20 protein-coding genes are annotated in these 22761 nt (G+C 60.0%); 8 read left to right on the top strand and 12 right to left on the bottom strand.

Going from position 1 to position 22761, the window contains the following annotated elements:
* The first annotated feature begins 44 nt into the window (after positions 1 to 44).
* From R3D51_00525 to R3D51_00510, 4 genes are all read left to right on the top strand, one after another.
* Positions 45 to 953, top strand: coding sequence for an MT-A70 family methyltransferase (locus R3D51_00525; GenBank protein ID MEZ5897954.1), 909 nt, complete (start codon positions 45 to 47; stop codon positions 951 to 953).
* Positions 954 to 1636: 683 nt separating this feature from the next.
* Entirely contained in the window at positions 1637 to 2017 is a 381-nt protein-coding gene (locus R3D51_00520) for a hypothetical protein (protein ID MEZ5897953.1), read from the top strand.
* 101 nt (positions 2018 to 2118) lie between these two features.
* Complete coding sequence (locus R3D51_00515; protein ID MEZ5897952.1) at positions 2119 to 2352, top strand: hypothetical protein; 234 nt, start codon at positions 2119 to 2121, stop codon at positions 2350 to 2352.
* A gap of 26 nt (positions 2353 to 2378) precedes the next feature.
* Positions 2379 to 2531 (top strand): hypothetical protein, encoded by a 153-nt coding sequence (locus R3D51_00510; GenBank protein MEZ5897951.1) that lies wholly within the window; start codon positions 2379 to 2381, stop codon positions 2529 to 2531.
* Here the strand turns inward: R3D51_00510 and R3D51_00505 are convergent.
* The 11 genes from R3D51_00505 to R3D51_00455 form a co-directional block, all read right to left on the bottom strand.
* The gene (locus tag R3D51_00505; protein MEZ5897950.1) at positions 2528 to 2860 is read right to left on the bottom strand and encodes a hypothetical protein; all 333 of its coding nucleotides are present in this window, start codon (positions 2858 to 2860) and stop codon (positions 2528 to 2530) included. The genes R3D51_00510 and R3D51_00505 overlap by 4 nt on opposite strands.
* Entirely contained in the window at positions 2853 to 3620 is a 768-nt protein-coding gene (locus tag R3D51_00500) for a hypothetical protein (GenBank protein MEZ5897949.1), read from the bottom strand. The genes R3D51_00505 and R3D51_00500 overlap by 8 nt, the downstream gene beginning before the upstream one ends.
* 1 nt (position 3621) lies before the next feature.
* A complete protein-coding gene (locus R3D51_00495) occupies positions 3622 to 4986 on the bottom strand; it encodes a phage terminase large subunit (protein ID MEZ5897948.1) in 1365 nt (454 codons plus the stop codon).
* Positions 4967 to 5491 (bottom strand): hypothetical protein, encoded by a 525-nt coding sequence (locus R3D51_00490; GenBank protein MEZ5897947.1) that lies wholly within the window; start codon positions 5489 to 5491, stop codon positions 4967 to 4969. Before R3D51_00490 ends, R3D51_00495 begins: the two co-directional genes overlap by 20 nt.
* A 548-nt stretch (positions 5492 to 6039) precedes the next feature.
* Positions 6040 to 8412 carry a phage/plasmid primase, P4 family gene (locus R3D51_00485; protein ID MEZ5897946.1) on the bottom strand — a complete coding sequence of 791 codons (2373 nt, stop codon included), beginning with the start codon at positions 8410 to 8412 and terminating at the stop codon, positions 6040 to 6042.
* Positions 8413 to 8479: 67 nt separating this feature from the next.
* On the bottom strand, positions 8480 to 8929 hold the full coding sequence (locus R3D51_00480) for a hypothetical protein (GenBank protein MEZ5897945.1): 450 nt from the start codon (positions 8927 to 8929) through the stop codon (positions 8480 to 8482).
* Entirely contained in the window at positions 8926 to 9123 is a 198-nt protein-coding gene (locus R3D51_00475; protein MEZ5897944.1) for a helix-turn-helix domain-containing protein, read from the bottom strand. Before R3D51_00475 ends, R3D51_00480 begins: the two co-directional genes overlap by 4 nt.
* Positions 9124 to 9408: 285 nt before the next feature.
* A complete protein-coding gene (locus tag R3D51_00470; protein MEZ5897943.1) occupies positions 9409 to 10608 on the bottom strand; it encodes an integrase family protein in 1200 nt (399 codons plus the stop codon).
* A gap of 326 nt (positions 10609 to 10934) precedes the next feature.
* Positions 10935 to 11744 (bottom strand): molybdate ABC transporter substrate-binding protein, encoded by an 810-nt coding sequence (modA, locus tag R3D51_00465; protein MEZ5897942.1) that lies wholly within the window; start codon positions 11742 to 11744, stop codon positions 10935 to 10937.
* A gap of 169 nt (positions 11745 to 11913) precedes the next feature.
* Positions 11914 to 13152, bottom strand: coding sequence for a DUF1501 domain-containing protein (locus tag R3D51_00460; GenBank protein ID MEZ5897941.1), 1239 nt, complete (start codon positions 13150 to 13152; stop codon positions 11914 to 11916).
* 32 nt (positions 13153 to 13184) lie between these two features.
* Positions 13185 to 15014 (bottom strand): DUF1800 domain-containing protein, encoded by a 1830-nt coding sequence (locus R3D51_00455; GenBank protein MEZ5897940.1) that lies wholly within the window; start codon positions 15012 to 15014, stop codon positions 13185 to 13187.
* A gap of 524 nt (positions 15015 to 15538) precedes the next feature.
* Here R3D51_00455 and R3D51_00450 point away from each other — a divergent pair.
* The gene (locus R3D51_00450) at positions 15539 to 16387 is read left to right on the top strand and encodes a fumarylacetoacetate hydrolase family protein (GenBank protein MEZ5897939.1); all 849 of its coding nucleotides are present in this window, start codon (positions 15539 to 15541) and stop codon (positions 16385 to 16387) included.
* Positions 16388 to 16772: 385 nt separating this feature from the next.
* Here the strand turns inward: R3D51_00450 and R3D51_00445 are convergent, their stop codons facing one another.
* Complete coding sequence (locus R3D51_00445; GenBank protein ID MEZ5897938.1) at positions 16773 to 20084, bottom strand: hypothetical protein; 3312 nt, start codon at positions 20082 to 20084, stop codon at positions 16773 to 16775.
* A gap of 419 nt (positions 20085 to 20503) precedes the next feature.
* On the opposite strand from R3D51_00445, the gene R3D51_00440 reads away from it, so the two are divergent.
* From R3D51_00440 to R3D51_00430, 3 genes are read left to right on the top strand one after another with little or no spacing between them, the layout of a single operon-like run.
* On the top strand, positions 20504 to 20992 hold the full coding sequence (locus R3D51_00440) for a Fur family transcriptional regulator (GenBank protein ID MEZ5897937.1): 489 nt from the start codon (positions 20504 to 20506) through the stop codon (positions 20990 to 20992).
* A gap of 41 nt (positions 20993 to 21033) precedes the next feature.
* Positions 21034 to 21915, top strand: coding sequence for a metal ABC transporter ATP-binding protein (locus tag R3D51_00435; GenBank protein MEZ5897936.1), 882 nt, complete (start codon positions 21034 to 21036; stop codon positions 21913 to 21915).
* A 5-nt stretch (positions 21916 to 21920) separates the two neighbouring features.
* Positions 21921 to 22721 carry a metal ABC transporter permease gene (locus tag R3D51_00430; GenBank protein MEZ5897935.1) on the top strand — a complete coding sequence of 267 codons (801 nt, stop codon included), beginning with the start codon at positions 21921 to 21923 and terminating at the stop codon, positions 22719 to 22721.
* Positions 22722 to 22761: the final 40 nt, after the last annotated feature.

Raw genomic sequence — 22761 nt, 5'->3', positions numbered from 1 at the left:
TTGAGATGTTCGAGCAATTCGAGGGTAGACGGTTCCGAACTATCTTGGCCGATCCACCGTGGCAGTTTCAGAACCGCACCGGCAAGATGGCGCCCGAGCACCGTCGCTTGTCGCGCTACGGCACGATGAGTCTCGACGAAGTGCTGGCAATGCCGGTCGCCGACATAGCCGATACCCCGGCGCATCTCTACCTCTGGGTTCCGAACGCGCTCCTGCCTGAGGGGCTGCGAGTGATGACGGCGTGGGGCTTTAACTACAAGAGCAACATCGTCTGGCACAAAATCCGGAAGGACGGCGGTCCTGATGGGCGCGGTGTAGGCTTCTATTTTCGCAACACTACGGAGCTAATCTTGTTCGGCGTTCGCGGTAAGAACGCTCGGACCAGAGCCGCCGGGCGTCGTCAGGTCAACATCATCAAGACGCAGAAGCGGGAGCATTCTCGCAAGCCCGATGAGCTGTACGACATCATCGAGGCGTGCAGCGAAGGGCCGTTCCTTGAGCTATTCGCTCGTGGCCCACGCAAAGGCTGGACGGTCTGGGGCGATCAGGCAGAGGATTACGCGCCGAGCTGGGCGACTTACGCGAACCATTCGGCGGTGGAGGTCGATAAGGGTGAGCGCTATTCAGCGAACGCCGTAATTCCTAGCGCAGCCCAATTGGGGAAAGCGGCCAAATCGCTCGTAACGTCGAAAATCATACAGAAGCAGACGATAAAGAATTGCCTCGAGCCGGATGCCTTTATCGAAGCTGCAATTCGAAAGGCTCCGGGGCATTCGGTGACGGCCATGGCAGCCTTAGATGCCTACAAGCAAGTCTGCGAACGTCAGGGTCTCAACCCCGTCCAGCCGCTTGCCTTTTGGCGTTCGCTGAGCGCTTCTGCGCCGCGTCTTGGTGCCGTGAAGGCGACGCAGGACGGTCGCGTCGCTTACGAGGGCGTGCGGTTGGCGGCGTGAGTGCTGTGTGCGCCGCTTGTCTAGCGGCCTCGATGTTCTCTTCGCCCCGAAGGGCAGGGTCCAGCTTCTGTAGCTGGCTGCCCATCCAGCGGACCATCGGGTTGAAGTAGGGGTTGCCCCGCCCGCGTGTCTTCTTGCCGGGCCAGAGCGAGCGTAACACGCCGACCGCAGCTCGATGCCTCCACGGCGCTGACTTGGGTCCCTCGTTGGGATGCACCATCAGCTCTGCAAGTTCTGCGACGTGCTTTGCGAACAAACCATTCGCGAAGTATCCGGGAGCAATCTTGCCTTCCGCTTCGGCTTTAAGATAGCCGCTGTGAAGCAAGTTCGGATCACGGTGCGCGTCAAGGAGACGGAGGGTGTCGTCGCTGCATGTAGCGATACACTTCATCAGCCGATCTAGATCGTCCCGCACTCGACCTTCATTTATCGCGTGGCTATAGAGGTCTTTTATCGCCTTGCCATGGTTGGTCTCCATGGCTCGGCCGACCTCGTATGCGGTTTGCACCGTTTGCCAGTCGTGATCGCTAATCATCATAACCCCCCACGATATTCGAGGGGGGTTACCGCGACCTTTACTGGCGCTGTCGTGAGACCTTCGCGCAATCGGGCCTACTTCGTCCGGGCTCGATGCCACAACGGCGATTAAGGAGGACCGTCCGCCCCTGGGAGGGGCGACTTCAATGACTAGTATTGCGTTCGATACCAAGACTGCGCATCCGCGCTACGGCCGCTTCGGCGGAAGCCCATACACCGTTTGGGCCGACACCGAGGGCAACCTGCAACTTGTGTGCATCAGTGAGTACGACAGCGGCAACATCTTCTTGTCGCAGAAGACTTACGAGGCCTTCAAGGCGCTGAGTTGCTCAGGCACGAAGAGCATCAGGTTTCGCCACGCCAGTGTCCGGTTGGACGAGACGCGGTCGCTTGATGAGCTTCAGTTGCCCACGCCAATCGAGAAGGACGGCAAGCCGCCGTTTTACTTGATCGGCAGGGACGACCTGCCGAACGTGACCTCGGCCTACCCCGCCTATGCGGGCGACAAAGCCGATATTCCGTTCTGACGCGAAGGGGGCCGGGGAAACCCGGCCCTTCTTTTTCGTTGTCATTCCAACCATGGCGTGCACTTCATTGACCGTGCGTACACGGAAATATGGAGCGCACGATGGATCGTCTGGTTAGAGCACTACTCGCGGACGGCTGGTTCGCAAGCCTTCAGCACTTGCCGACGGGATGGTGCGTGCTGACCGATGCGCCGCCGTGGGTCGTGGCCCGGCTGGCAGTGGCGGAGCAGATCGAAGTGACGGAACGTCTCTCTGTAGGCCACGGCGCGGGCTATACGTTGGCCGCTACCCACCCCACCAGAAACGCCTCGTTTGGCCGCGTAGCGTCTTCGTAGACGTCGTAGCGGAGCGATTGTGCGAGATGATCGACGAATGCCGCTTCGCCGGGCAGATTCTGGCCCGCCCGTTTGCAATAGCGGCACCAGAGATCGTTAATATTCACCAGATCGGCTCGATTGCCAGTGTGTCGAAGTTCGGCCTCGATAAAGAGCCTCACGTGATCGGCCATCGTTAAAACTCCAGCATCGGGTTTGCAGCAGAAAGCGCGAGCGCCAGCGCAATGCTTTCCTCCAGGCTCGCTGTCTCGGTGACAAGTTCCGGCGTGTGGTCAAGGTGCTTGCGGATCACCAGATGCCAGTACTCGGCGACGCTCTCGCGCGGTGCACGGCCCGGTGGCCAGCCAACATGTGGAAGCGGGCTCGGTCCGTGGTGGTGCCACCAGTACAGCCGAGCCCGTTCCACAAATTGCGGTCGCATCGCCAGTTCGCGGGCGGTGGGATGCATCACGGGTTCCTTAAGCTCACGCTTAAGGCCCCGCGCTGTCCAGTGCTGGTACTCAGGCATCCTTCTTCGGCTCCAGGCTGGTCATCAGGTCGGCAATCTTCTGGTCGTCGCCCGACCGCCACCGCGCGATATTCCCGGCCATGGTGGAGTCGAAGTCAGCAAGCGCGCGAGCGCATCGCTCTCGTGCGACTGCTGCTGCCGCTCGTTCGGCAAACGCCCTAGGATTGACGAGTCGTTCTGCTTCCTCGCGAACGTAGGCATACGACTCGGCGTCGAGCCCAGATAGGACGGGAGAAACGGCGGCGATAGCCTTGAGCGAGTCAATATCGCCAGCGGCAAGAAGCGCGCGAACGAACGCAAGGCGTTCGCCCTCGGGCTTATCGCGACAGATGCTTCGCACTTCCGCTTGGAGCTGTCCAACTCCCGTTCCCAAGGAGCTGGCAATCTCCTTGGTATGATGCTCGTGCTGGCGGTCGAGGCCGGCGATCTCTTCCCGCATGTTCTTAATCGCCTTAAGGACGTGGCCTTCGACCTGAGTGGCCAACTTGGCTCGGTCCTGCACCTGCAAGGCTGTCTGGATCAGCTTCTCATGGATGTTCCAGAGAACTTCGAGTGCATGGTGCCCTTTTGCAGTAGCCACCAACCCGTCGTCCTTGTTCAGCACGTCGGGATGGTGATCCGGCGGAATGTGTGCGCGGAACTTGGGGTCTTTTGGCTGAAGTTCGCTGAAGTCCACCCGACGCTTCTGCAGGGCGGCGGTTAAGGGCCGAGCAGTCTCCGACTTGGTGGCCTCTAGGTATTCGCGCGTCGTGTCTGTCATGTCACCACATCCCAATTACGCGGCCCTGCGATACGCGGGGGCCACTTGCCAATTCGCGGAGACCGTAACCGCAACCGTCGATGGCATGGTCTTCGCGGAAGTGCCGCGAAATATCTTCGGGTCGAAGATCGTCGCGCGGTGCGATTCCAATCGTGTCGATCAGGTGGCCGCACTTCGGGCTGATCCATAGGCCTCTGCCGTCGCCGTTCGCGGCGGCCTGCAAGCGCGTGCGCATAAGCGCCCAGGTGCCCGTGCGATCCTTGTTCGTCGGCTTGTAGGCGTTCAGTCCGTGGTCGCGGAAAATGCCAACGACCGTTTCGGAGAACGTGCCGCGCATGTCGTCGAAAATCACCTCAGTGTTGAGGCTCGCACTATTGCGCGTAAGCATGTCGCGGATCATCGCGGCGATAAACGGAGGTGGACTGCCGTCGCCCGTGGCGTAATCGTCTCTCGTGAGGCACGTGTCGATCATGTCGATGGCGAAAATGTCGCCCGGCACAAAGTGGCTCGCATGGTCGCGGAGCTCGCCCAGCAAGATCGCGGTGCTGGGACTGGCGGTGCCGAAATCGCCCCCGACTATGTAGCGCATGCGCGCCCGAGGTGGCTTGCGGACATGGATGGTGGGCTCGAACATATCGAACATAAGCCCGCCGCCCTTCGCGGCCCAATCGCCAAACTCCCAGGCCTGGTTAAGAGCGGGATTGTTGGTGGTTGCGGCTTGCAACTGGCGCCGGTACTGCTCTTGGTCGATGTGGGGATTGTCCTCCAGGTTCGAGTGGCAGTTGACCCACCAATCGCCATCGCCGTTTTCACGGTACGGCTCCCAAGGCGCGCCTCGATTAACGTACTGCTTCAGGCAGAACGTGTGCGCGCGGCCGAACGGGTTGGCCGTCACATGGATGTGCGGTCGAATGCCCTTGGGCGGGCGCAAATTGGAACGGATAAGCGATACGAAGTGGATCGCCTGCATCGGGTAATTGCCCAGCTCGTCGGCGGCGAGCATCGTGAACGTGCGGCCCTGGATTTTTGCGTAGCTGTCGGCATCGCCCACGTTAGAGAAGGTTACGAGGGCACCGCTGGGAAGTTGCAGGGTTCCCGCTGCCTTGTTCATGCCGACGCCGGTGCCGAAGATAAGCACTGCGAGCTGGTACAGCTTGAACATCAGTTCTTGCAGTCCGGCGTGGCTCTCGCGGAGTACGAGTACACTGGCTGCCGGGCCAAGCTCCTTGCAGTGGTCGAGCACGTCGAAGCAAAGGCTCACGCTCTTGCCGCTGCCACGCCCACCGCCGTTGAAGATGTTGCAGTGGCGGCGGTACGCCAGCACGCGCGCCTGGAATGGGGACGGGCTAGTCGGCAGGTTCGTCATTCGGCACCTGCTTTATGTTGACCATGCGCGCAAAGTCGTCGTCCGACATGGGTGCGTTAATGGTCACCACGATGTTCGGCTGTGCTGCCTCGCCGGGGATGGGGCCGTGGTCGCGCCAGTGCAGGCGGCCCTTGGCCAGGAAGATCGCTGCTGTGGTTTCGCCATCGCGGGCCTTGTCGAGCAGGATGTCGGTTATCTCGTCGCCCAAACGAGCGCGACCCTGGTCGATGGCGGTCTGTGCACGCTCGTCCCGCTGGCGGATGCGCCGGAAGGTGTTCTTGTCCATGCCCAACTGCGAGGCGATGGTAACAATGTCCCGACCCTCGCGAGCCAGGGTCTCGATCACCTCGTAGCCGCGTTCCGTAATGGCGTACTCGATGCCGCCTGTCGGCAGCACGACTTGGCGCACATACTTGGTCGCCGGACGGCGCAATCCCTTGGCAGCCGGTGTGCCATTTAGTGTTTGCGCGGGAACCTGAGTGGTGTCTTTCAGCTTGCGAGCCATGTACTTAGAACCTGCATACCACCAGCCCAGCGGACTGGTGGTATGCAGTACACGGACGGTCGATGCGTTACAAGGAAGCGTGGGCGGCGGACGCTAACTTTTTATTGCCTCGTAGAAGCCCCGCAGGAGCCCGCACAGCGGGTTTCGCAACCACCCGCTACTGCCTGCCCGAGAACAAATCCGGCCGCCTGTGGCGCTCTGCCCAAAGGAATTGCCGTATGGGCCGCGAAAGAATTGCTTTTTGGGTTTGGCACAGACAATCCGTCCAAAACTTTTGCTATATGGCATTTGCAAATGCAATTACCCAAAGGGGCCGCTATAGGGGAGGCAATTGGTAGCCATAGGGGACCATAGGGAATTGCAGTTTTTAAGATCCCATAGAATGTTTGTACTGCTGTACCACCTGTGCCACCTGTACCAACCCTCTATTTCCGGCTCTTTTAGGCCGATCCTCGCCTGTGCCACCTCCGTGCCACCTGTGCCACCATCCCGCAGTGGCACACGAGTGGCACAGCCATGGCACACGAATTAGCCAGCACAAATGGCAACTAGAACGGGACATCGTCCTTCGGCGTCAGCCGGAGCCCAACCCAAACGCGCGTCCGGTCGCCATTTTGCCGCGCATGCTTCTCTCGGATCGTCGTGCGCGCCTCGCGGAGCGCGGCATTGAATTGCGTAAAGTCCATCCGCTCCGACGGGCAGTTATAGTCGCACCATTGGGAGAAGCGGTCGAACACCTCTCGCTTTCCGACTTGGGCTTCCCTATCGAGGACGCATTCCTCTTCGACGAAGAGATGGATGGCCGCCTTACTGCCTTCGACAAGAGACCGCGCCGATGGCGGGCTCTCGATGTGTGCAGGCATGGTGCGCCGCTTCGCGATCAGGTGCTTCAGGATCGCCGGCAGCTCGGCGCGGAGCTTGTCGGCCATATCGCGGTCCTCGGGCACGCTGGCGGTGCCCTCGTAGAAGCTAAACGGCATGCTTATGAACCGCATGCGCCTCTGGATGGCCGTGCTGTTATCGGGCCACTTCGGCACCTTGTTGCTTATGTTCACCATCCGCGCGTTCAGGCGACCATTCCAGGCAGACTTGTACTTCCGCTGAATGGCCACCGGGTCGTTGCCACTCATGGCCTTCAGGCGCCCGAGCGCGATCACGGCATCGTTGCCGCGCGAAGGGATCACCATCTCGTGGAACTGTATGAGGGGCTTGCCGATAAGTCCCTCCTGCCCGTGCTGCTGGGCAAGCTCGTGCGTCTGCAGATAGGCCACGTTGGGCTCGCCAACGAGCATCTGTTGCAAGGCACCCATGGTTGATTTACCGGAGCCGCCGCCGCCGATAAAATTGTAGATGTAGTGCATCTTCGGGTTGGGGTTCAGCAGATCGGCCAGGATGTATTCCGCCGTCTCGCGAGCATCTGCGGGGATTACCGTCTCGATGAAGCGCTTGTAGACAAGCGGCTCGCCGGCATTCGGATCGTAGTCGATCGGCAGCGCCGATAGGACGAACAGGTTGTCGTCGTGGGGGAGCAACCTGCCGGTGGCAACCTCGACGATGCCGTTGCGGCAGACGATGTAGTCGCGCACGTCCGCATTTCGGCCGTCGATAAACATCGGCGGTGCGACGCCGTCGGTCGATGGGACCAGGGTCAGGGCGTTCACGTGCTCCAAAACGTTCGTAATGGCGCTCGTGTCGGTGTCGCCGCCACAGACTTCGACCACGGCTTTGCGCATCGCCTCCTTCTCAACTTCGACGTAGCGGCCGTCGCGAAACTCGTAGTAGACGCCCATAAAGCGGATGACGCGCGTTGCGAACGAGTCCAGCACCATTTCGGCGAACATCCGAAGCAAGCCGCCGCCTTCCTCGCCAACGGCCTCTACCGCGCGCTCTAGCTGGCGTTTCGCGTAGCGGTAGGCAGCACCCCCTTGCTCCAGCACATGGGCGCTCACGCCCCACTTTGGGTCCAGCAAAAGCGATGCGATAATGTCGGGCGGCACCTTCCGGCGGACGAGATTGCATACCGCGTCGAACATCCAGGCCGAGCGCGAGTCGTCTGTTTCCTTCGGACCCTCCTCGTCGCGGAAGTGGCCCTGCACCACGATGGCCTTTACGCGGGCGGGAACGCGCCAGCGATCCAGCTCGTCGATGGCAGCAACCTTTGGCAGGTCTGGCGGAAGTTCTATTTTCTGCCGCTCTTTCTTCCCCTTCTTGGCTGTCGGGACAAGATCGGCCCGGCCACGAGCGAAGACGGAAATGTCGTAGACGCGCGACCAGTCGGCTTCGGCAACGACCGCAAGCTCGGTGGTGCGACCCTTCGCCAGCTTCTTCTCGTCGGGCACATTAATCGTGTAAGGCAGCCGCATAAGCCGATCGACGTTATGACAGGTGTCGGCGGCAAAGCGGCGCTCCAGCTCGACGTTGTAGAGCTTGGCGGTCTCGGCCGCCTCCAGATTGCAGTCGATCGGCAGCGGCGCAGCCAGCTTCCAGAAGGCTTGGTAGCCGCCGCCCGAGAAGACGACAGTTGTCGGCGCCGGTATCCCCTTGGGCAATCGCTCGACGAGGCTGGTCAGAATGCGCTCGCGCTGCAACTTCAGCGGCATTGCAGCGGCGTCAGCCTCGGGGTCGATGTCGACATGCAGAAAGTCGACTTGCACGATGTCGGTGCGCTCGGCCTTCTTGGTCAGGTCAGATCGAACGGAATTGACGCTGAAATAGATGTTAAAGCGACCATCGTATTGACTGATGAAGGCCGCGAGTGCGACCTTGTCATTTGCATCGATAATCGCGCACCTCGGTGCACCCTTCTTCGCCGGGTTTATTGCAGCGAGCTGCCACGGTCCGGGGCGCATACGCTGCATCCATTCCGAGAGGCGCTCGATGCGCTCGGCCAGTGGTGGCCAGGTCTGCTCTGTGTTACTCATTGCACTGCCTTTTGGGGTCTGAGAGGCGCAAGCGAAAAGGCCCGGCATTCGGGACGGAATGCCGGGCTTACTTTTTCGGGTACAGCTTCTCGCTGCTCGCAAAGATGGGTTCGAGAAGGTGCCAGCTCATATCGAGCTCGGGCTTGCCAGTACCGAGGTGATCGACCGCGATCCCGCCTCGGCAGTTCTCGTAAACCGGCCATTCGCAGACCGTGTAGAGGTACTGCACCAGCGTGTCCGGCGACACTTCCCGCCCGGCGTATTGGATGCCAGCCCAATACTCGAAGGCGACGTTGTTCCGGAAGCAGTCCTGGGATTTGAAGCAGAGCGCAGCGACGGCGAGAGCCTCTAGCGGCGCATGAGACGGCGCGGCAGCGCGCAACGCTTCGTGGGTCACATCGGTGCCGATCCAGGCCGGATGGTTGGGCACGAGGATGCGCACGAATTGGCTGGTCGAGTACCACCAAAAGGCGGTCTCGTTTACGGCGCGGCTGCGGCCGGGGAGCTTGCCGATCATAGCTCGCCCCCGTTTTCGCGTACCCAAGCCTCAAGCGCGACAAGCGGATACTTGACCCGATTGCAGAGCTTAAAGTGCTTCGGACCTTCGCCACGCCGACGCATGGCTTCGAGCTGTTTGTAGCTCAGGCCGGTAAGCGCAGAGACCTCGTTGGGAGAAAGCAGCCGCGACGGCTCGGACGGTTTCGCGTCCATGGGACACTCCATTAAACTATGGGTGTCCCTTCGCGCACGGCTTAGCGACACCCGGATTAGGGGTTGTCGCCATGGCCTGCCGCGTTGCTGGTTTTCCAGGTGGCCCGCTAAACTCCAGGCGCCTTGGCCCTGGTCACCGCGTCCACCAATGTTATCCAGCCCGCATGACGCTACTCGCCCGAGGGCGGATCGGCGCTATCAATGCGGCAGACGTACCGCTTAGTCCTCGGCTTTCGGAGGCCGAGGGCGTTGGCATGCACGCAATATAATTGTCGTGCGGAAAAGTCACAAGGCCCCGCAGGCCCCGAGCAGCAAACGAGTTATTTCACTTTGCGCCGAGAGCAACTCGGGAAACTTAATCTTTCGATTTGCGTAGTGGCCGTGCATGCCGGAAACGGCGTGGTCCACGAGCATCATGCGGTGCGTTAACGGTATCGCCAATTTGTCGGCAAAGCTGATGTAGGTGTGCCGAAGCCGATGGCCGGTGGCGAGCGTGTCCTCTCGCCAATCCTGTATCGGCACGACCGCGCCCTTCTTGTGCCCATACACCTTGCTGCCGCGCGCTGCGACCGTCGGGAACAGGTAGGGATTGCCAGGGTACATGGCCTCGCTGAGCTTTTCAGTCTCGGAGACGAGCGCCACGAGATAGTCGCTCAGTGGTAGGTCCACGGGCTTCTGGCGCTTCATCTTTGGGAACCAGATGCGCGCCTCGTCCAAGTGCACCCATTCGCGACGGATGCCCGTGAGGTGCCCGTATCGGATGCCGGTGAGCAGGGCCATGATATGCAGGTTGCGCCGAAGCGGGTTGTCGAGCGCCTGCACGGCCTGCCACCAGCCGGGCAGTTCTGAAGGTAGGAGCGCTTTGTCCTGCTCGTCTTCCTCTCGCTCGATTGGCTTCGGGCGGAACCACTTTAGGCCTAGCGCCGGGTTGGGCGGGATGTTGTGTTCGCCTCGCGCTTCGATCGCGTGGTTCCAGGCGGCACGAAACTGCTTGAAGGTATGGTTGGCTGTGACTGGTGCACTCTCGCCGATCTCGCGATGCCGAGCGCGCACCATGTCGTGGGTGATGGCCGACATGGGCATCGCAAGCCACTTGGAGAGATGCCGGTCGCGGTTGGTACGGATGTTCGCGCTATGCACCGGGTCGCGTCGCTCCTGGGCGCGACTGGCCAGAAACTCGTCGTACATCTGGCGGACGGTCCACGGCTCGACCTTGGTCTCGTACCGGGGGTCCTCGCCCCTGCGGATCATGCCCAGCTTGTCGTCGGCCCACTTGCGGGCTTCATCGAGCGAGTAGTCCGTTATGCGCCCCAACGTCATGCGGATGCTGACTGGCTTGCCGTACCCGTAGAAGCTCGACTGGATCTTGTAGCTGCTGCCCTGGGGGCCGACCATGACGAACAGCCCACGGACTTTGTCGTCGCGATGTAGGCCGGGCGGCAGGGTTTTCACCTTGGCCTCGGTCATGCGGATGCGGGCAGGCATTGGGTACTCCGAACACTATTCGAACACTACAGGGCCGCCCCTACCGGGGCCTCCAGAGGGTAGGAGAGGGCCATGTTAGCGTAAAAATGCTGAAAAAACAATGATGCGGAGGTAACCCTAGGGTTGGGTAGGGTTCGCACCAGTAGCCTGGGGGACTGGGGGTCGGAGGTTCAAATCCTCTCGCTCCGACCAATCATTTTTCTGAAAATCGTGAGTTCTGCGGTCCAGGTAGAGACGCCTGGGTACCGCTGATCGCAGCAACGGCTACCCTCGCCAGCGCGGCTTTGCGAGAATGGCCGCCGGGATGTTTGAAACTTCCAGTCCCGCTATGGCGCTGGGACGAAGCCGTGCTTTTCGAGAATTGCCATTGCGTCTGCCGTGCCGAGATAGGCGACGAACGCCTTTGCGGCGTCGGGCGCGGTGGTCTGCTTCATGACTGCGATCGGGTAGATGATCGCCGGGTGAGAGTTCGCAGGGAAGGAGGCGATCACCTTGACCTTCGGCTCCGCTGCGGCGTCTGTCTTGTAGACAATGCCCAGCGGCGTTTCACCTTGGGCGACATAGGCGAGGGCGGAGCGCACGTTTTCTGCCTGCGCGAGTTTGTCAGCTACGCTTTCCCACACCTTTAGCGATTCAAGCGCCGCCTTGGCGTACTTGCCCGCAGGGACACTTGCAACGTTTCCGACGGCAAGTCGGCCGTCACCGAGCGCGCCAGCAAGATCAAACCCCGGAGCGATATCGATGTTGAGCGTGCTTGCTGCGGGACCGATCAACACGAGTGCGTTGCCCGCCAAATTCCTTCGCGTGCCTTTAAGAAGCAATGACCGCTCTGCCAGATAGTCCATCCAGGCAAGGTCCGCGCTGATGAAGACATCCGCCGGCGCGGCCTGTTCGATCTGCTTGGCCAGGGCGGACGATGCCGCGTAGGAGATGGAAAGCGTCTGACCTGTCTTCTCTGTGTAAGCGTGGCCCGCCGCGTCGAATGCGTCCTTCATGCTGGCTGCGGCGAAAATCTTGAGCGCGGGGCCCTCTGCATGGGCCACCTGACCTTGCCAGGGAAAGTAAGAGGCCAAAAAAAGTAGCGCAAGCATTGCCAACCAGGCTCTGCGAGATGGTGAAATCTTCTTGACGTCCATAGTCACAAGCTCCGTTTCGTTATTTCCTGTAAGCTATATTGTTGATGGACGGCTTGTGAAGGGGAAAGTGCGACACCGGGGCGCGACATAAAAATGGCGCGGCCTCATTAGGGCCGCGCCATCTGGTCTTCTTGAAAGCTAAGCGCCAGTTCCGGGCTGAATGCAGAAATCAGGCAAAGATCGGGAACGTCTCGAATTTATCGCGCAGGATGGATGCGCTGTCTGGGTGCTGTAGCCAGCCATCGATCATCGTTGCGTAAACGCGGCGGAAGTCCGTTGTGTATTGCAGGTTTCCGTCGGGCATCAGCTCGGTGAGACTTGAGGGCGCGCCGTAGTGACCGCCCTTCACATTTTTACCCACGACGAACATCAGGTTGGCGGTGCCGTGATCGGTACCCAGCGAGGTGTTCTCAGCGGCGCGCCGTCCGAATTCGGAGAAGATCAGAACCGATACGTCGTCGGCCCGCCCGATGCGCTCCAGATCCATCATGAAACCTTGGACGGCATCGGAGACGTATGTGAGATAGCGTGCGTGTGCATCGACCTGATGGACGTGCGTGTCGAACGTGTTGTGAGGATACGACGTGTAGTAAAGCCGCGTCGGCATGTCGGCAGCAATGAGTGACGCAATCTTGTTCAGTCCGAGCGGAATAATTCCGTAATCGACGGGGGTCTTGTAATGGGACCAAGCCTCGCGCACCTGCTTGGACGCATCCCGCGCGCTGGTGGCGACTTGGCGAAGATATTGCTGAGCGTTGGTTTCCGCCCTATCAGGGTCCTCGATGATGTCGAACACAGGACGGATTTCGGCATCGCCTTTGCGCACGAACCGGTCGGGATCGTTGAAGACGACCGGCGTATGCATCTTGGCGTTCACGGCCAGTGATTGGGACTCGGCGATGTTGACGATGTAGTTCGAAGCGCCCGATGCATCCATCGTATCGGCCAGCCGTCCGACCCATCCGAGCGTCTGGCCGCTGTTGGGTGCTGCGGTGTGCCAATAGGCCATGGAGGTGAAATGTGAGAAGGACGGCTGTGCGTAGCCGCATCCATGGATAACAGCGAGATGACCATCCTTGTAGAGTTTTTCAAAGCCCTTCATGCCGCTGTTGAAGCCATAGTGGTCATCAATCTTGAGAACTTTGTCGGATGAGATGCCGATCTTCGGACGGAGCTTGTAGTAGGCATCGTCCGCAAATGGCACCAGGGTATTGAGGCCGTCGTTGGCGCCGGAAAGTTCCAGCACAACGAGGATGCGCTCGCCCTTCTTTTTCGTTTCTTCGGCAGCCCGCGCAAGCGTCGGCGTCAGCCCGAATGTAAGACCCTCACCGGCAGCACCAAGGGCGAGCGCAGCAGCACCGGAACGCAGAACGTTGCGGCGGGTCATCGAGGTATAGATCGTCTTCATGGTCGTCTCCCGGCCGCTTAGGCCGTTGGGTGTCATCCAAGTTGATATTCGGGCAGGCTGAGAAGGGCGTGCATCAACATGCGCAGGCTCTCCTCCATGTAGGTTTGGGCGTCGGCGATGTTGCTGGTGCCAAGCTCGCCTTCGAGGAACTTGGCAAGCCGCTTTTGTGCCTTTTCAGACGGTGGCACGATGAACATGCGCGCAACGAAAAAGCCAACGACGTCCTCGGGCGTCTTCAGAGGGGTTTTGGAATCGAGTACCAACCGCGTCAGATTGAGTTGCGCAGTCGCCCGCGGGAGCGGCTTGACGCGCTCCAGAGCCTCCTGCCAGCCGCGATAGCTGGCATATCGCGTGTTGAAGTCCTCATCGCGATCGGCATTCATGTTGGACATCGACATCAGGTCCTTGTCGTCGGGCGCAGTTGCTGACGAGATATCGACGCCTTGAGCGGTTTTTTCGCTCACGGAAAGGATCTGATAGACGGCGCCGGGATAGCGATCCGGCGGGATGAAGCCGACATCGGGGAACACAACGTCACGCGCAAAATTTCCCCGCTCGATGAGCAAGCCAGGCGTAATCCAGCTGCGCCCTTGTGCCCAGCCCGCAACCGTCGGTGGCCAGAACAGCGTTTGGCCGAGAGCCGTCGTCGTGTCGTAGAAGTCGGGAACGCCCGGAACCGCGGATTGTCCGAGCTTCTTATATGTCGAGATCAGCAGCTCGACAGGGCTCTTGATGTGGCCGCCGCAACTGGCACTCGAGTAGAAGTCGCGAGACAGGAAGATGGTGTTGAGCAGCGGGGCGATCTGATAGTTGTTGTCGCGTAGCACCGCACCAAGCTTCGTGCGCGTCTCTGGAGAGATGTCGTCGCGCACGAAATAGCGATAAATCTTGGCGGCGACAAAGTCGGCCGTAGCGGGTTGCTTCAGGATGATGTCGATAATGTCGACGCCGTCAAAGTTTCCTTTCTGGCCCAAGAAAGACTTTTCACCGCCATCATGCTGAGCGTCGTTTACGACGAACTTCGTGCCTTTGAAATTCCAGCCTGTGAAGGCTCGGGCGCCCTCCCGGATGTCGGATTCGCTGTAGTTGCCGACGCCCATGGTGAACAGTTCCATGATTTCGCGGGCGAAGTTTTCGTTGGGCGCGCCTTTCACGTTCACGCCAGCATCCAGGAATGCGAGCATGGCCGGATCCTGGGCTACACCGACGAGAAGTGTACGGAAATCGCCAAGTCCATTCTGCTGGAACAGCGTGACCTGCTTGAGCATCTTGCGATAGTCACGCACCTTGTCTTCGCTGGTTGCAAAGTGGCCGTGCCAGAACAACGCCATTTTCTCTTCAAGGGGTCGATGGGTCGTGAGCATACGGTTGGCCCACCAGAATCCAAGCCGCTCTGTTTCGAGCTTGGAGGCTCGCAGCCAGTAGAAGAAGCGATTGACGACGGGCTGTAAGCGGCGATTGCCCTCGGGCTTGACCTTGACACCCAGAGCCTCGCCTTTCTCTTTCGCGAGGTCCGTGACGGCGGGGCGGCTCGGTGGGAACGGATCAAGGCCTTCCTCCCAAATGCCGGACTCATCGAAGGGCTGAAGCTGAGAGTTGTCGACTTCTTGCGGTGCAGTCAGTTCATGGACGAGGTCTGCAGGGTCTCGTTTCGCCAGCTCGGCCACTCCACTGGGAGTTTCGCCGAAGCCTGCGCGTTCGATGAGGTGGGCCGCTCTGCCTTCGTTCCAATCAGCGGCCGTAATCGGTGTGAGGTCATCGATCCAATCATCGCCACCAGTGCAGGTATCCGCAGCCGTCGCGTTCAGGCTCATGCAGATCAGCAGGGCAAGTGGCGCTGCTGCCTTGATTAAGAATCTCATGTCGATCACCGAGTGCAGGACGAATGGCGAGGCGTCATCGTTAATAACGATGCCGGCGATATGGATTACGGTGCGCTGACTTGGCTGAGGCGATCGACCTTCAAGACAAGCCTGACACGCAACTCGCGTACCGAATGGTCAAGGTACATGTGAACGTCGTTTCAGCAAGGCGGCGGAGGTCTAAAATGAAGCCAAACAAGACTTATGGAGGATCGTCGATCGGTAAAATGCTCGTGTGATCTCGTGAAGAGACGGCTTGTTGTTACTGTATCACGCGCATTGAATGAATTATCCGGCGCGACTGCTTTGTGGTGCCAGAAATGTGACTCGTTCCGATACCGGATGGATTGTGCGGCGCGATCTCAGTGTCGACAAGCAGCTGCACGGCAAGCAGCTGCCCGAGAGGCGTTTGCCTGAGCGCTGGACACTTGCCGGGGGCTGTCTCATCTACGATGTCCCCTTGACCGCGCCGCGCTTGCCCTTTACGGCCAAAATGTCCTCGAAAAAAGAGATAAGCCTTACCCATGAAACTGGTTCGATTTGGTGAGCTTGGCGCCGAAAAGCCGGGCATCGTCGATGGCACGGGAAAGATCCGCGACCTGTCTGCTCATGTTCCCGACTTCACGGGACAGCATTTGAGCCCGGCAGCCCTCGATGCGATCCGCAAGATCGATGTCACTGCACTTCCCGTTGTGCCTGAAGGTGTCCGCCTTGGCGCACCCGTCGCGGGCACACGCACTTTCATCGCGATCGGATTGAATTATGCCGACCACGCGAAGGAGACCGGGCAAGAGATCCCCACTGAACCGATCCTGTTCAATAAGGCGGCGAGCTGCATTTGCGGGCCGTTCGACAACGTGATGAACCCGAAGAATTCCGATCGAATGGATTGGGAGTGCGAGATCGCCTTCGTGATCGGAACACGCGCGCGTTACGTGACCGCCGCCGATGCGGTTAGGTACATCGCGGGCTACACCATCTGCAACGACGTGTCGGAGCGCCGCTGGCAGATGAAGCGCAACGGCCAATGGGTGAAAGGCAAATCAGCCGAAACTTTCGGTCCGTTGGGGCCTTGGCTCGTCACAACCGACGAACTGCCCGATCCCCACAGTCTTGCCATGTCGCTGGACATCAACGGGGTCTCCAAGCAGCGCGGATCGACCTCAACGATGATCTTCAAGATCCCTGAGTTGCTCGCCTACGTGACAGAGTTCATGGTGCTGGAGCCTGGCGACGTCATTACCACAGGTACGCCTCCGGGCGTAGGCGCCGCCCGCAAGCCGCCGGAATATCTGAAACCGGGAGACGTGATGACCTTGAAGATTGAGAAGCTCGGCGAGCAGCGCCAGCTGGTTGTCCCGTTTAAGGCCTGAAGCCAGCAACTGGAGAAAATATAAGAAGGCCGCGTGCTCCATTTGGGCGCGCGGCCTTTGCGTTTTAGTTCGAGTGACTTCAGGCGGGCGGTATCAGGCCCGTGTTGTTACGACCTTTGCGCGCGCCGACATCTCATGCTCCCCTGGGTGTAGCGGGAGGAGCGCCAAGCTCAAAACTAATGAAAACACAGCGAGCAGCGGAACGGCAACAAAGCGCGACATGATCATGGCAGGGACCCTCAGACCGAGATACATGAGTCCGATTGTAGCCGCATCGAACGGCCAAAGCTGGAAACTCCTGCGGCGAAATCGTGAATAGAATTCGACCTGCATGTGGCGGGACACGCAGGTCGCTCATTGGGCCAGAGTATTGGTCAGCGTGAGACTAGCTCTGCCGGTTGCGCGGTGCCGGCTTTTGCACGAAGCCAGGATAGCGTTGAGGTTTGCGCGGCGCGAGACGCTGGTTGATCTCGGCCCACGAAGTCGGATCGGCGAGGTTCAGCTCGTAGAGACCGTCGCGCACGTACTTCAACTGTTCCAGAAGCTGCTGTTCCTCCTGCAACAATCCATCATCGGGCGTTGCTGCGCGCTCCAGCTCCTCAATCAGGTATGAGATCATGCCCGACTCTGGAAACAGCATATAATGCGCATGGTCTTCTTCCATGCGGTTCTGAACGAGATCGACGATCTGACGCTTAGCGTTGCTTTCGCCCGCCTCGATATAGAGCCTCTGGATGGCGTCATCCAAGACTTGGCCCTGCTCCTTCTGGAACGTGTCGAGGTAGTTCGCCAGGTTCGCGTTGGAATAGCTCACTGCCAGAAGCGATTTGTAGGCTTGCATGATGGACGAACGGGCCGCCTGCGACAGCAACCTCTGGTCGACGGTTTCGATGTCGAGGTTAATGGCGCCGAGCAACTCCTGTCGGCAATAGACTTGCCATTGGTCGATCTGCTCCTGAGACATTTCCGGCAGTTTGGCCTGGGGCCGCTCCAACCGCTGTGGCTGCTGTTCGAGCGGTAGCTCCGCAGTGGCTTCATTGAGGCGGCCACCGTCGATGACGGATCTGGTGCGATCCTCCAGGACAAATCCGCGCTCGATCGCATACTGCGGGCTGGGCTGCGAACCGGCGAGGATCGTCAGCAGCGTCTCATACAACACCGGCCGGATGCAGTAGCGATCCTCAACGTTCTTGTCGGGCGCAACCGCGCCGACCGTAGCGCCCGCATTCAAGACGCGGCGCACGACACGCAACTCGTAGGGGTCTTTGACCTCACCCAGCGTGACGATCGAGGTGAACCCTTCCGTTTCGCGGATTGGCTCCAGCGAATGCAGAACGATATCCGCGTGCTCGCGCGGATGGGGCTCAAGCGCGGCACCGACCAGTTTCTGCAGCTGAGCCTTTTCCTTGGCCGTCGCGTCGGTGTTGAAGTGCTTGGAGCATACCGTCGAGAGGTACTCGCGCAACTCGCTGCGCACCCGGTAGCATTCGGGGTCGTGGCTGATGGTCTCTACCGCTCCGATGTCGGCGCCCGCCGTCAGCACCATGCGCACGCGGCCAGCGGTGGTGCGGTCCATCGTGGACAGATCGCATATGGCCGAGAACCCGTCCGTGTAGGTCATCGGCCGTAAGGCATGAAGGGTCAACCACGCGGTTTCGTGCGGATGTGGGCCGAGCGCCGCGTTGATCGTTGCTTCGAGCTGCGCCGCCGAACGCGCCTTGAAGGTCGGCACGTCGGACAGCGGCGAGCGCACGGCGTTGGCGCCGAACAAGCCTGACATGAAGATAAGGCTATCGATGGCGATCGCGATGGCCAGCGCCAGGTAGGCGAGCCGATTGCCATCGTTAAAGGCGTTCCAGGTCACAACGAAGCGATGGGCCTTGTCATCGCGCCCTAGCTCAACCTGGTTAATCTTGTTGCGCAGCGCGTCGGTGTCCGAGCTCGGCAAGCCGCTGTCCTGGAGGCATCGACGTGCAAACGCAAATAGCTCGTCCGCATTGCGGTTTGCGATGAGTTTGTCGCCGCCCGAACAGGTGGCGGCGAACTGCTTGATCCCAGCCTGGAGCGCAAACAGGTTAGACGCAGCGTCGGATGTGCTCTTGGGGTCGCAGCTGAGGTTCTGAATCTGCGATTTTGTTTCTGGCGTTCCCTGCAAGGCGGTGTAGATGTCGCCACACAGGCTCTGAATCGAAGCGAGCTGCTCGCTAGAGGGCTTCTCTCGGAACTCAGCGATCGCGCGGTCGAACGAGGGCACCAGGCGCGACGGATCAAGCCGTTGGCCGACGTCCTCGCTGGCAGTGTCTTTCGCCAGGTCGATGCGCTGCTGAGCGGTTTCCGCTTCGCCTTTGAACTTTGCCAAATCGCCGTCGATGTTGGCGAGTTCACGGTCGATGGCCGCGAGCCGTGTTTCGGTGGCCGAAAGGCGCTTTTGCGCATCCTTGGCGCGCTCATCGGCAATCTTGTAGGCGTTCTGAAGCAGGTTCAGCTCACCCATGCGCTGACGATAGACTGGACCGCGCCCTTGTTTACCAGTGCCTTCCACGCCCTTGTCCTCGGCCATCGCCTCGATGCGCTTGGCATCGACCTCGCGGGCCTTGGCGTCGAGATCCGCTTTCTTTTCGGCATATTCAGCCGCAAGACCGGGGCGCTCGGCGGCCAAGCGGCTCTTTTCCTCGGTCAACGAAACTTTCTTCTGGGCCAGACCAGCCTGTCCGGATTGGGCAGATGCCATCCGCTCCTGCTGCTCCTTCACGGCGCGGCGGCGGTCCTCGATCTGCCCGTTGATGTAGCGTTCCAGCGCGCCTTGCGACGTAGCGGCCACCTTGCCGATCTGGTTAAGGTTGTTCTCGTACTCCAGCCAGGCCTCGTTTTGCAGAAGGCTGCCGACCTCGGTTGCATTGCGCTCTCCAAGTGCGGCCTCGATGTCCGAGATGAGGCCGGAGACCTGGTTCTGCGCGCGCAATTCAGCGGCACGCACACGCTCTGACTGGGGGAAAATCGACGTAAAGAGCGAGTCGAATGAGAAGAACACACTGGTCGTCATGCAGGCAAAGAACATCACCCACAGCATTGCGTTGCGAACGATCACGCGGCTGCCCTGGATATAAGGGCGGATCAAATCGCTGGCCGCGTACAGCGCAAACAGCGCCACGGTGAGGATACCGAAAGCGAAGATGAGCATCTTGTCGCCCATCTTGGACCACGCGAGTGCATCGCTCGTGGCCTGGCGCACATCAGCTTGACCGGTCCATTGCAGTATCAGCGTCAGCCCGGTGACGAACAGCAACAGGCCAATGACGGCGCCGACCCAACTTTGTGCCTGCGCGTTGACGAGGTTGCTGCCCGCCCGCTTGGCCTGCATGTTCATGCCGGTGGCGAAGCTTTCGCCGATCAGCCATGCGACGATCAGCATCACGCCCTGGATGCCAAAGGTGATCATGCCGGATAAGAGCGGCTCGCCGGTGAAATTGCGCATGCCGTCCCAGGTGGTGTAGCCCGAGGCGAGGGAAAGCACGAACCCGGTAAGGCCAAGGAGCGCCAGCTGCCAGCTGGAGAATACGGTTTCCTCAAGCCCCGCCCAAAGCCGTTTGGCAAGGTTGGTCCGCAGCAGGAACGTAACTGTCGCAAAAAGGAAAAACGCAGCCAGAAGTGGCCGGGCATTATCGCCCAGTGCGGCTGTCAGTGAGACGAAATCCATCCCTTGCTAACCCTTCTTCCCGACAGATCACCACGCATCCGTTACCAGCATTCTGGCGACATTTGGCGGACGAACCGGCCAAGATTACGTCCCAATCGCGCCTTGCGCATGAAATTATTTCAGAAAATCGGTCTGAAGATTACCACCGGCCCGCGCCGGCTCGGCCATGGGGGGCGGTTGAAGGTCGAACCGACGGGGGGCCATGGCGAACGAACCGCATATTTGGGTAGCAAACACGCAATTGTTAAGGCCGTTTGCGTCTAAGTCGGTGCGGTTTCGTGGCTCCGTGCGTCAAGGTGCTATATTATGGCATGAAATTTCAAGCGGGCGCGGTTCGCCTGAAAGTTCATCCTTGACCCATTGCCGCCGGCACGGCAAGGGCGGGGAGAAGGTATTGCAGTCAACGCTGAAAGGTTCAGATGCCGACGGCCGCAAGCGATGAAGCCAAAGCCAAAGATCGCCTCAAGGCGACCATCGAGCAGGCTGTGCAGATTTTCGCAGAGAAGAACCTTCGCTTCACGGAGCTCCGCCGTAAGGTTTTCGAGGAGATCGCCTCCACGCAGGAAAGCGTTGGAGCTTATGAGGTTTTGGACCGGCTCGCCAAGAAGGGCACGCGTCTGGCACCCATTTCGGTTTATCGGGCGCTCGATGCCCTCCTGGAAGCGGGCGTCGTCCACCGGCTGGAAAGTAAGAATGCCTATTTCGCCAGCCGCCGTCCCTTGGGCCGCAACGGGCGTCGTCCGATCTTTCTGTCCTGCGAACAGTGCGGTTGTGTCTTCGAGACGGACGGAGACGAGATCTTCGCGGCCATCGACGCAGCCACGCACGATGCGAAGTTTGAGGCGCGCGTAAAGTTCGTCGAAGTCTCCGGCACCTGTCAAATGTGTGCGGAGAAGGCGGGCGATTGAAGTCTTGAGTTGGAAGTCATTTCATCGGGAGGTCCGCCAGCGTGTCCGCTGCTGAACCCGCCACAATCGTTCACGACCACGACCACGTGGCTCACCGACACTTTGAACACGGTCCGGACTGTGGATGCGGCCATCATGTGGCCGCCCCCGTGGATCGGAACGCGCTGATCTCCGCGCGCGACCTCGCCATCACTCGGGGAGGGCGCCCGCTCCTGTCCGGTGTCGATCTCGATGTCCGATCCGGCGAGATCGTCACTCTGATCGGGCCGAACGGCGCTGGAAAATCCACTCTGGTCAAGCTCATCCTTTCGATCCTGAAGCCGGATCGTGGAACGATTTTCAAACAGCCTGGAACGCGCATCGGGTATGTTCCGCAGAAGTTCGCGGCCGACGGCACAATTCCCATGACGGTCGAGCGATTTCTTGCGTTGGGGAATGACGTGAGCGCGGCGGAGGTCGCAAAGGCTCTGGACGAAGCCGGCGTGGCCCACACGGCAAACCAGCAATTGACCCAGCTTTCAGGTGGCGAGACCCAGCGGGTACTAATTGCCCGGGCGTTGCTCCGCAAACCCAATCTGCTCGTGCTCGATGAGCCCGCGAGCGGCGTGGACTACGCAGGGGAAGCCGAGCTTTATGATCTTATTGGCGGCCTTCGGGATCGACACCGGCTGGGCGTACTGCTCGTCAGTCACGACCTTCATGTCGTGATGAGAAAGAGCGACCGGGTCCTCTGTCTCAACGGACACGTGTGCTGTTCGGGCCGCCCGGAGGCGGTGGCGCGATCTGATGAATATATCCGCCTGTTCGGTGAAGAGGCGGCCAAGTCATTAGCCATCTATCATCATCATCACGACCACAAGCACGACATTACGGGTGCGGCGATGCCCATTTCCGATGATGCGCCGGACGCGCAGGAGAGATAGCGAACGTGTCTTGGCCTGAGCCTTTTTTCGTGCGCGCGATGATCGCCGCTGCCGCACTGGCTGCGATTGCGGCCCCGTTGGGGTGCATCATCGTCTGGCGGCGCATGGCCTATGTCGGGGAAACGTTGGCGCAGGCGAGCCTGCTCGGCGTCGCCCTCGGCCTGGCGCTACAAATCAATCTGACGTTCACGGTCATTTTGGCGGCGATTATCGCAGCGACGGTGTTGATCGCCTTTGGTCAACAACGGCTCCTTGCGCTCGACAGCATCCTGGGCCTGATGCATCACGCAACGCTGGCGCTCGGAGTGCTCGCCATATCCATGCTCAAAGGTCCGTCGGTCGATCTTATGAGTTTCCTGTTTGGAGATGTGTTTGCCGTTACCAACGGAGATCTTGGCTGGATCGCGCTAGGCGGAGGCTTCGTATTCGCGGTGATGATCAAGCTTTGGCGGCCGTTGCTGCGCTTATCCATCGACGCCGACCTCGCTACGGCCGAAGGCGTGGATCCGGTCGTGCCTAAGGCTGTTTTCGACATCCTTCTCGCGGTGACTATTGCGGTGGCCATGAAGATCGTCGGCGTCCTGCTGGTGATGGCATTTCTTATCGTTCCAGCGGTTTCTGCTCGCTTCATTGCCCGCACGCCGGAATCTATGGCGGTTCTAGCCGCGCTCTTCGGCGTCATCGGATCTGTGCTGGGCTTAACGCTTTCGCTCGTTCATGATACCCCTGGCGGGCCCAGCATCGTACTGGCGATGACGCTATTGGCGGTGATTTCTCTGATCGCTGGGCGCGCGTTGAAACGGTGACGCGCCACTTGAGGACTGTCTGAGACTGCAACTGCTAAGG

Source organism: Hyphomicrobiaceae bacterium (genome assembly GCA_041397645.1).
Classification (GTDB): domain Bacteria; phylum Pseudomonadota; class Alphaproteobacteria; order Rhizobiales; family Hyphomicrobiaceae; genus Hyphomicrobium_B.
This window is presented reverse-complemented; position numbering and strand designations above follow the sequence as displayed.

Bases quoted from the DNA above. Each gene is read 5' to 3' on its own strand.
- R3D51_00520 (MEZ5897953.1), top strand. From the start codon at position 1,637: ATGACTAGTATTGCGTTCGATACCAAGACTGCGCATCCGCGCTACGGC.
- R3D51_00515 (MEZ5897952.1), top strand. From the start codon at position 2,119: ATGGATCGTCTGGTTAGAGCACTACTCGCGGACGGCTGGTTCGCAAGC.
- R3D51_00510 (MEZ5897951.1), top strand. From the start codon at position 2,379: ATGATCGACGAATGCCGCTTCGCCGGGCAGATTCTGGCCCGCCCGTTT.
- R3D51_00505 (MEZ5897950.1), bottom strand. From the start codon at position 2,860: ATGCCTGAGTACCAGCACTGGACAGCGCGGGGCCTTAAGCGTGAGCTT.
- R3D51_00500 (MEZ5897949.1), bottom strand. From the start codon at position 3,620: ATGACAGACACGACGCGCGAATACCTAGAGGCCACCAAGTCGGAGACT.
- R3D51_00495 (MEZ5897948.1), bottom strand. From the start codon at position 4,986: ATGACGAACCTGCCGACTAGCCCGTCCCCATTCCAGGCGCGCGTGCTG.
- R3D51_00490 (MEZ5897947.1), bottom strand. From the start codon at position 5,491: ATGGCTCGCAAGCTGAAAGACACCACTCAGGTTCCCGCGCAAACACTA.
- R3D51_00485 (MEZ5897946.1), bottom strand. From the start codon at position 8,412: ATGAGTAACACAGAGCAGACCTGGCCACCACTGGCCGAGCGCATCGAG.
- R3D51_00480 (MEZ5897945.1), bottom strand. From the start codon at position 8,929: ATGATCGGCAAGCTCCCCGGCCGCAGCCGCGCCGTAAACGAGACCGCC.
- R3D51_00475 (MEZ5897944.1), bottom strand. From the start codon at position 9,123: ATGGACGCGAAACCGTCCGAGCCGTCGCGGCTGCTTTCTCCCAACGAG.
- R3D51_00470 (MEZ5897943.1), bottom strand. From the start codon at position 10,608: ATGCCTGCCCGCATCCGCATGACCGAGGCCAAGGTGAAAACCCTGCCG.
- modA (MEZ5897942.1), bottom strand. From the start codon at position 11,744: ATGGACGTCAAGAAGATTTCACCATCTCGCAGAGCCTGGTTGGCAATG.
- R3D51_00460 (MEZ5897941.1), bottom strand. From the start codon at position 13,152: ATGAAGACGATCTATACCTCGATGACCCGCCGCAACGTTCTGCGTTCC.
- R3D51_00455 (MEZ5897940.1), bottom strand. From the start codon at position 15,014: ATGAGATTCTTAATCAAGGCAGCAGCGCCACTTGCCCTGCTGATCTGC.
- R3D51_00450 (MEZ5897939.1), top strand. From the start codon at position 15,539: ATGAAACTGGTTCGATTTGGTGAGCTTGGCGCCGAAAAGCCGGGCATC.
- R3D51_00445 (MEZ5897938.1), bottom strand. From the start codon at position 20,084: ATGGATTTCGTCTCACTGACAGCCGCACTGGGCGATAATGCCCGGCCA.
- R3D51_00440 (MEZ5897937.1), top strand. From the start codon at position 20,504: ATGCCGACGGCCGCAAGCGATGAAGCCAAAGCCAAAGATCGCCTCAAG.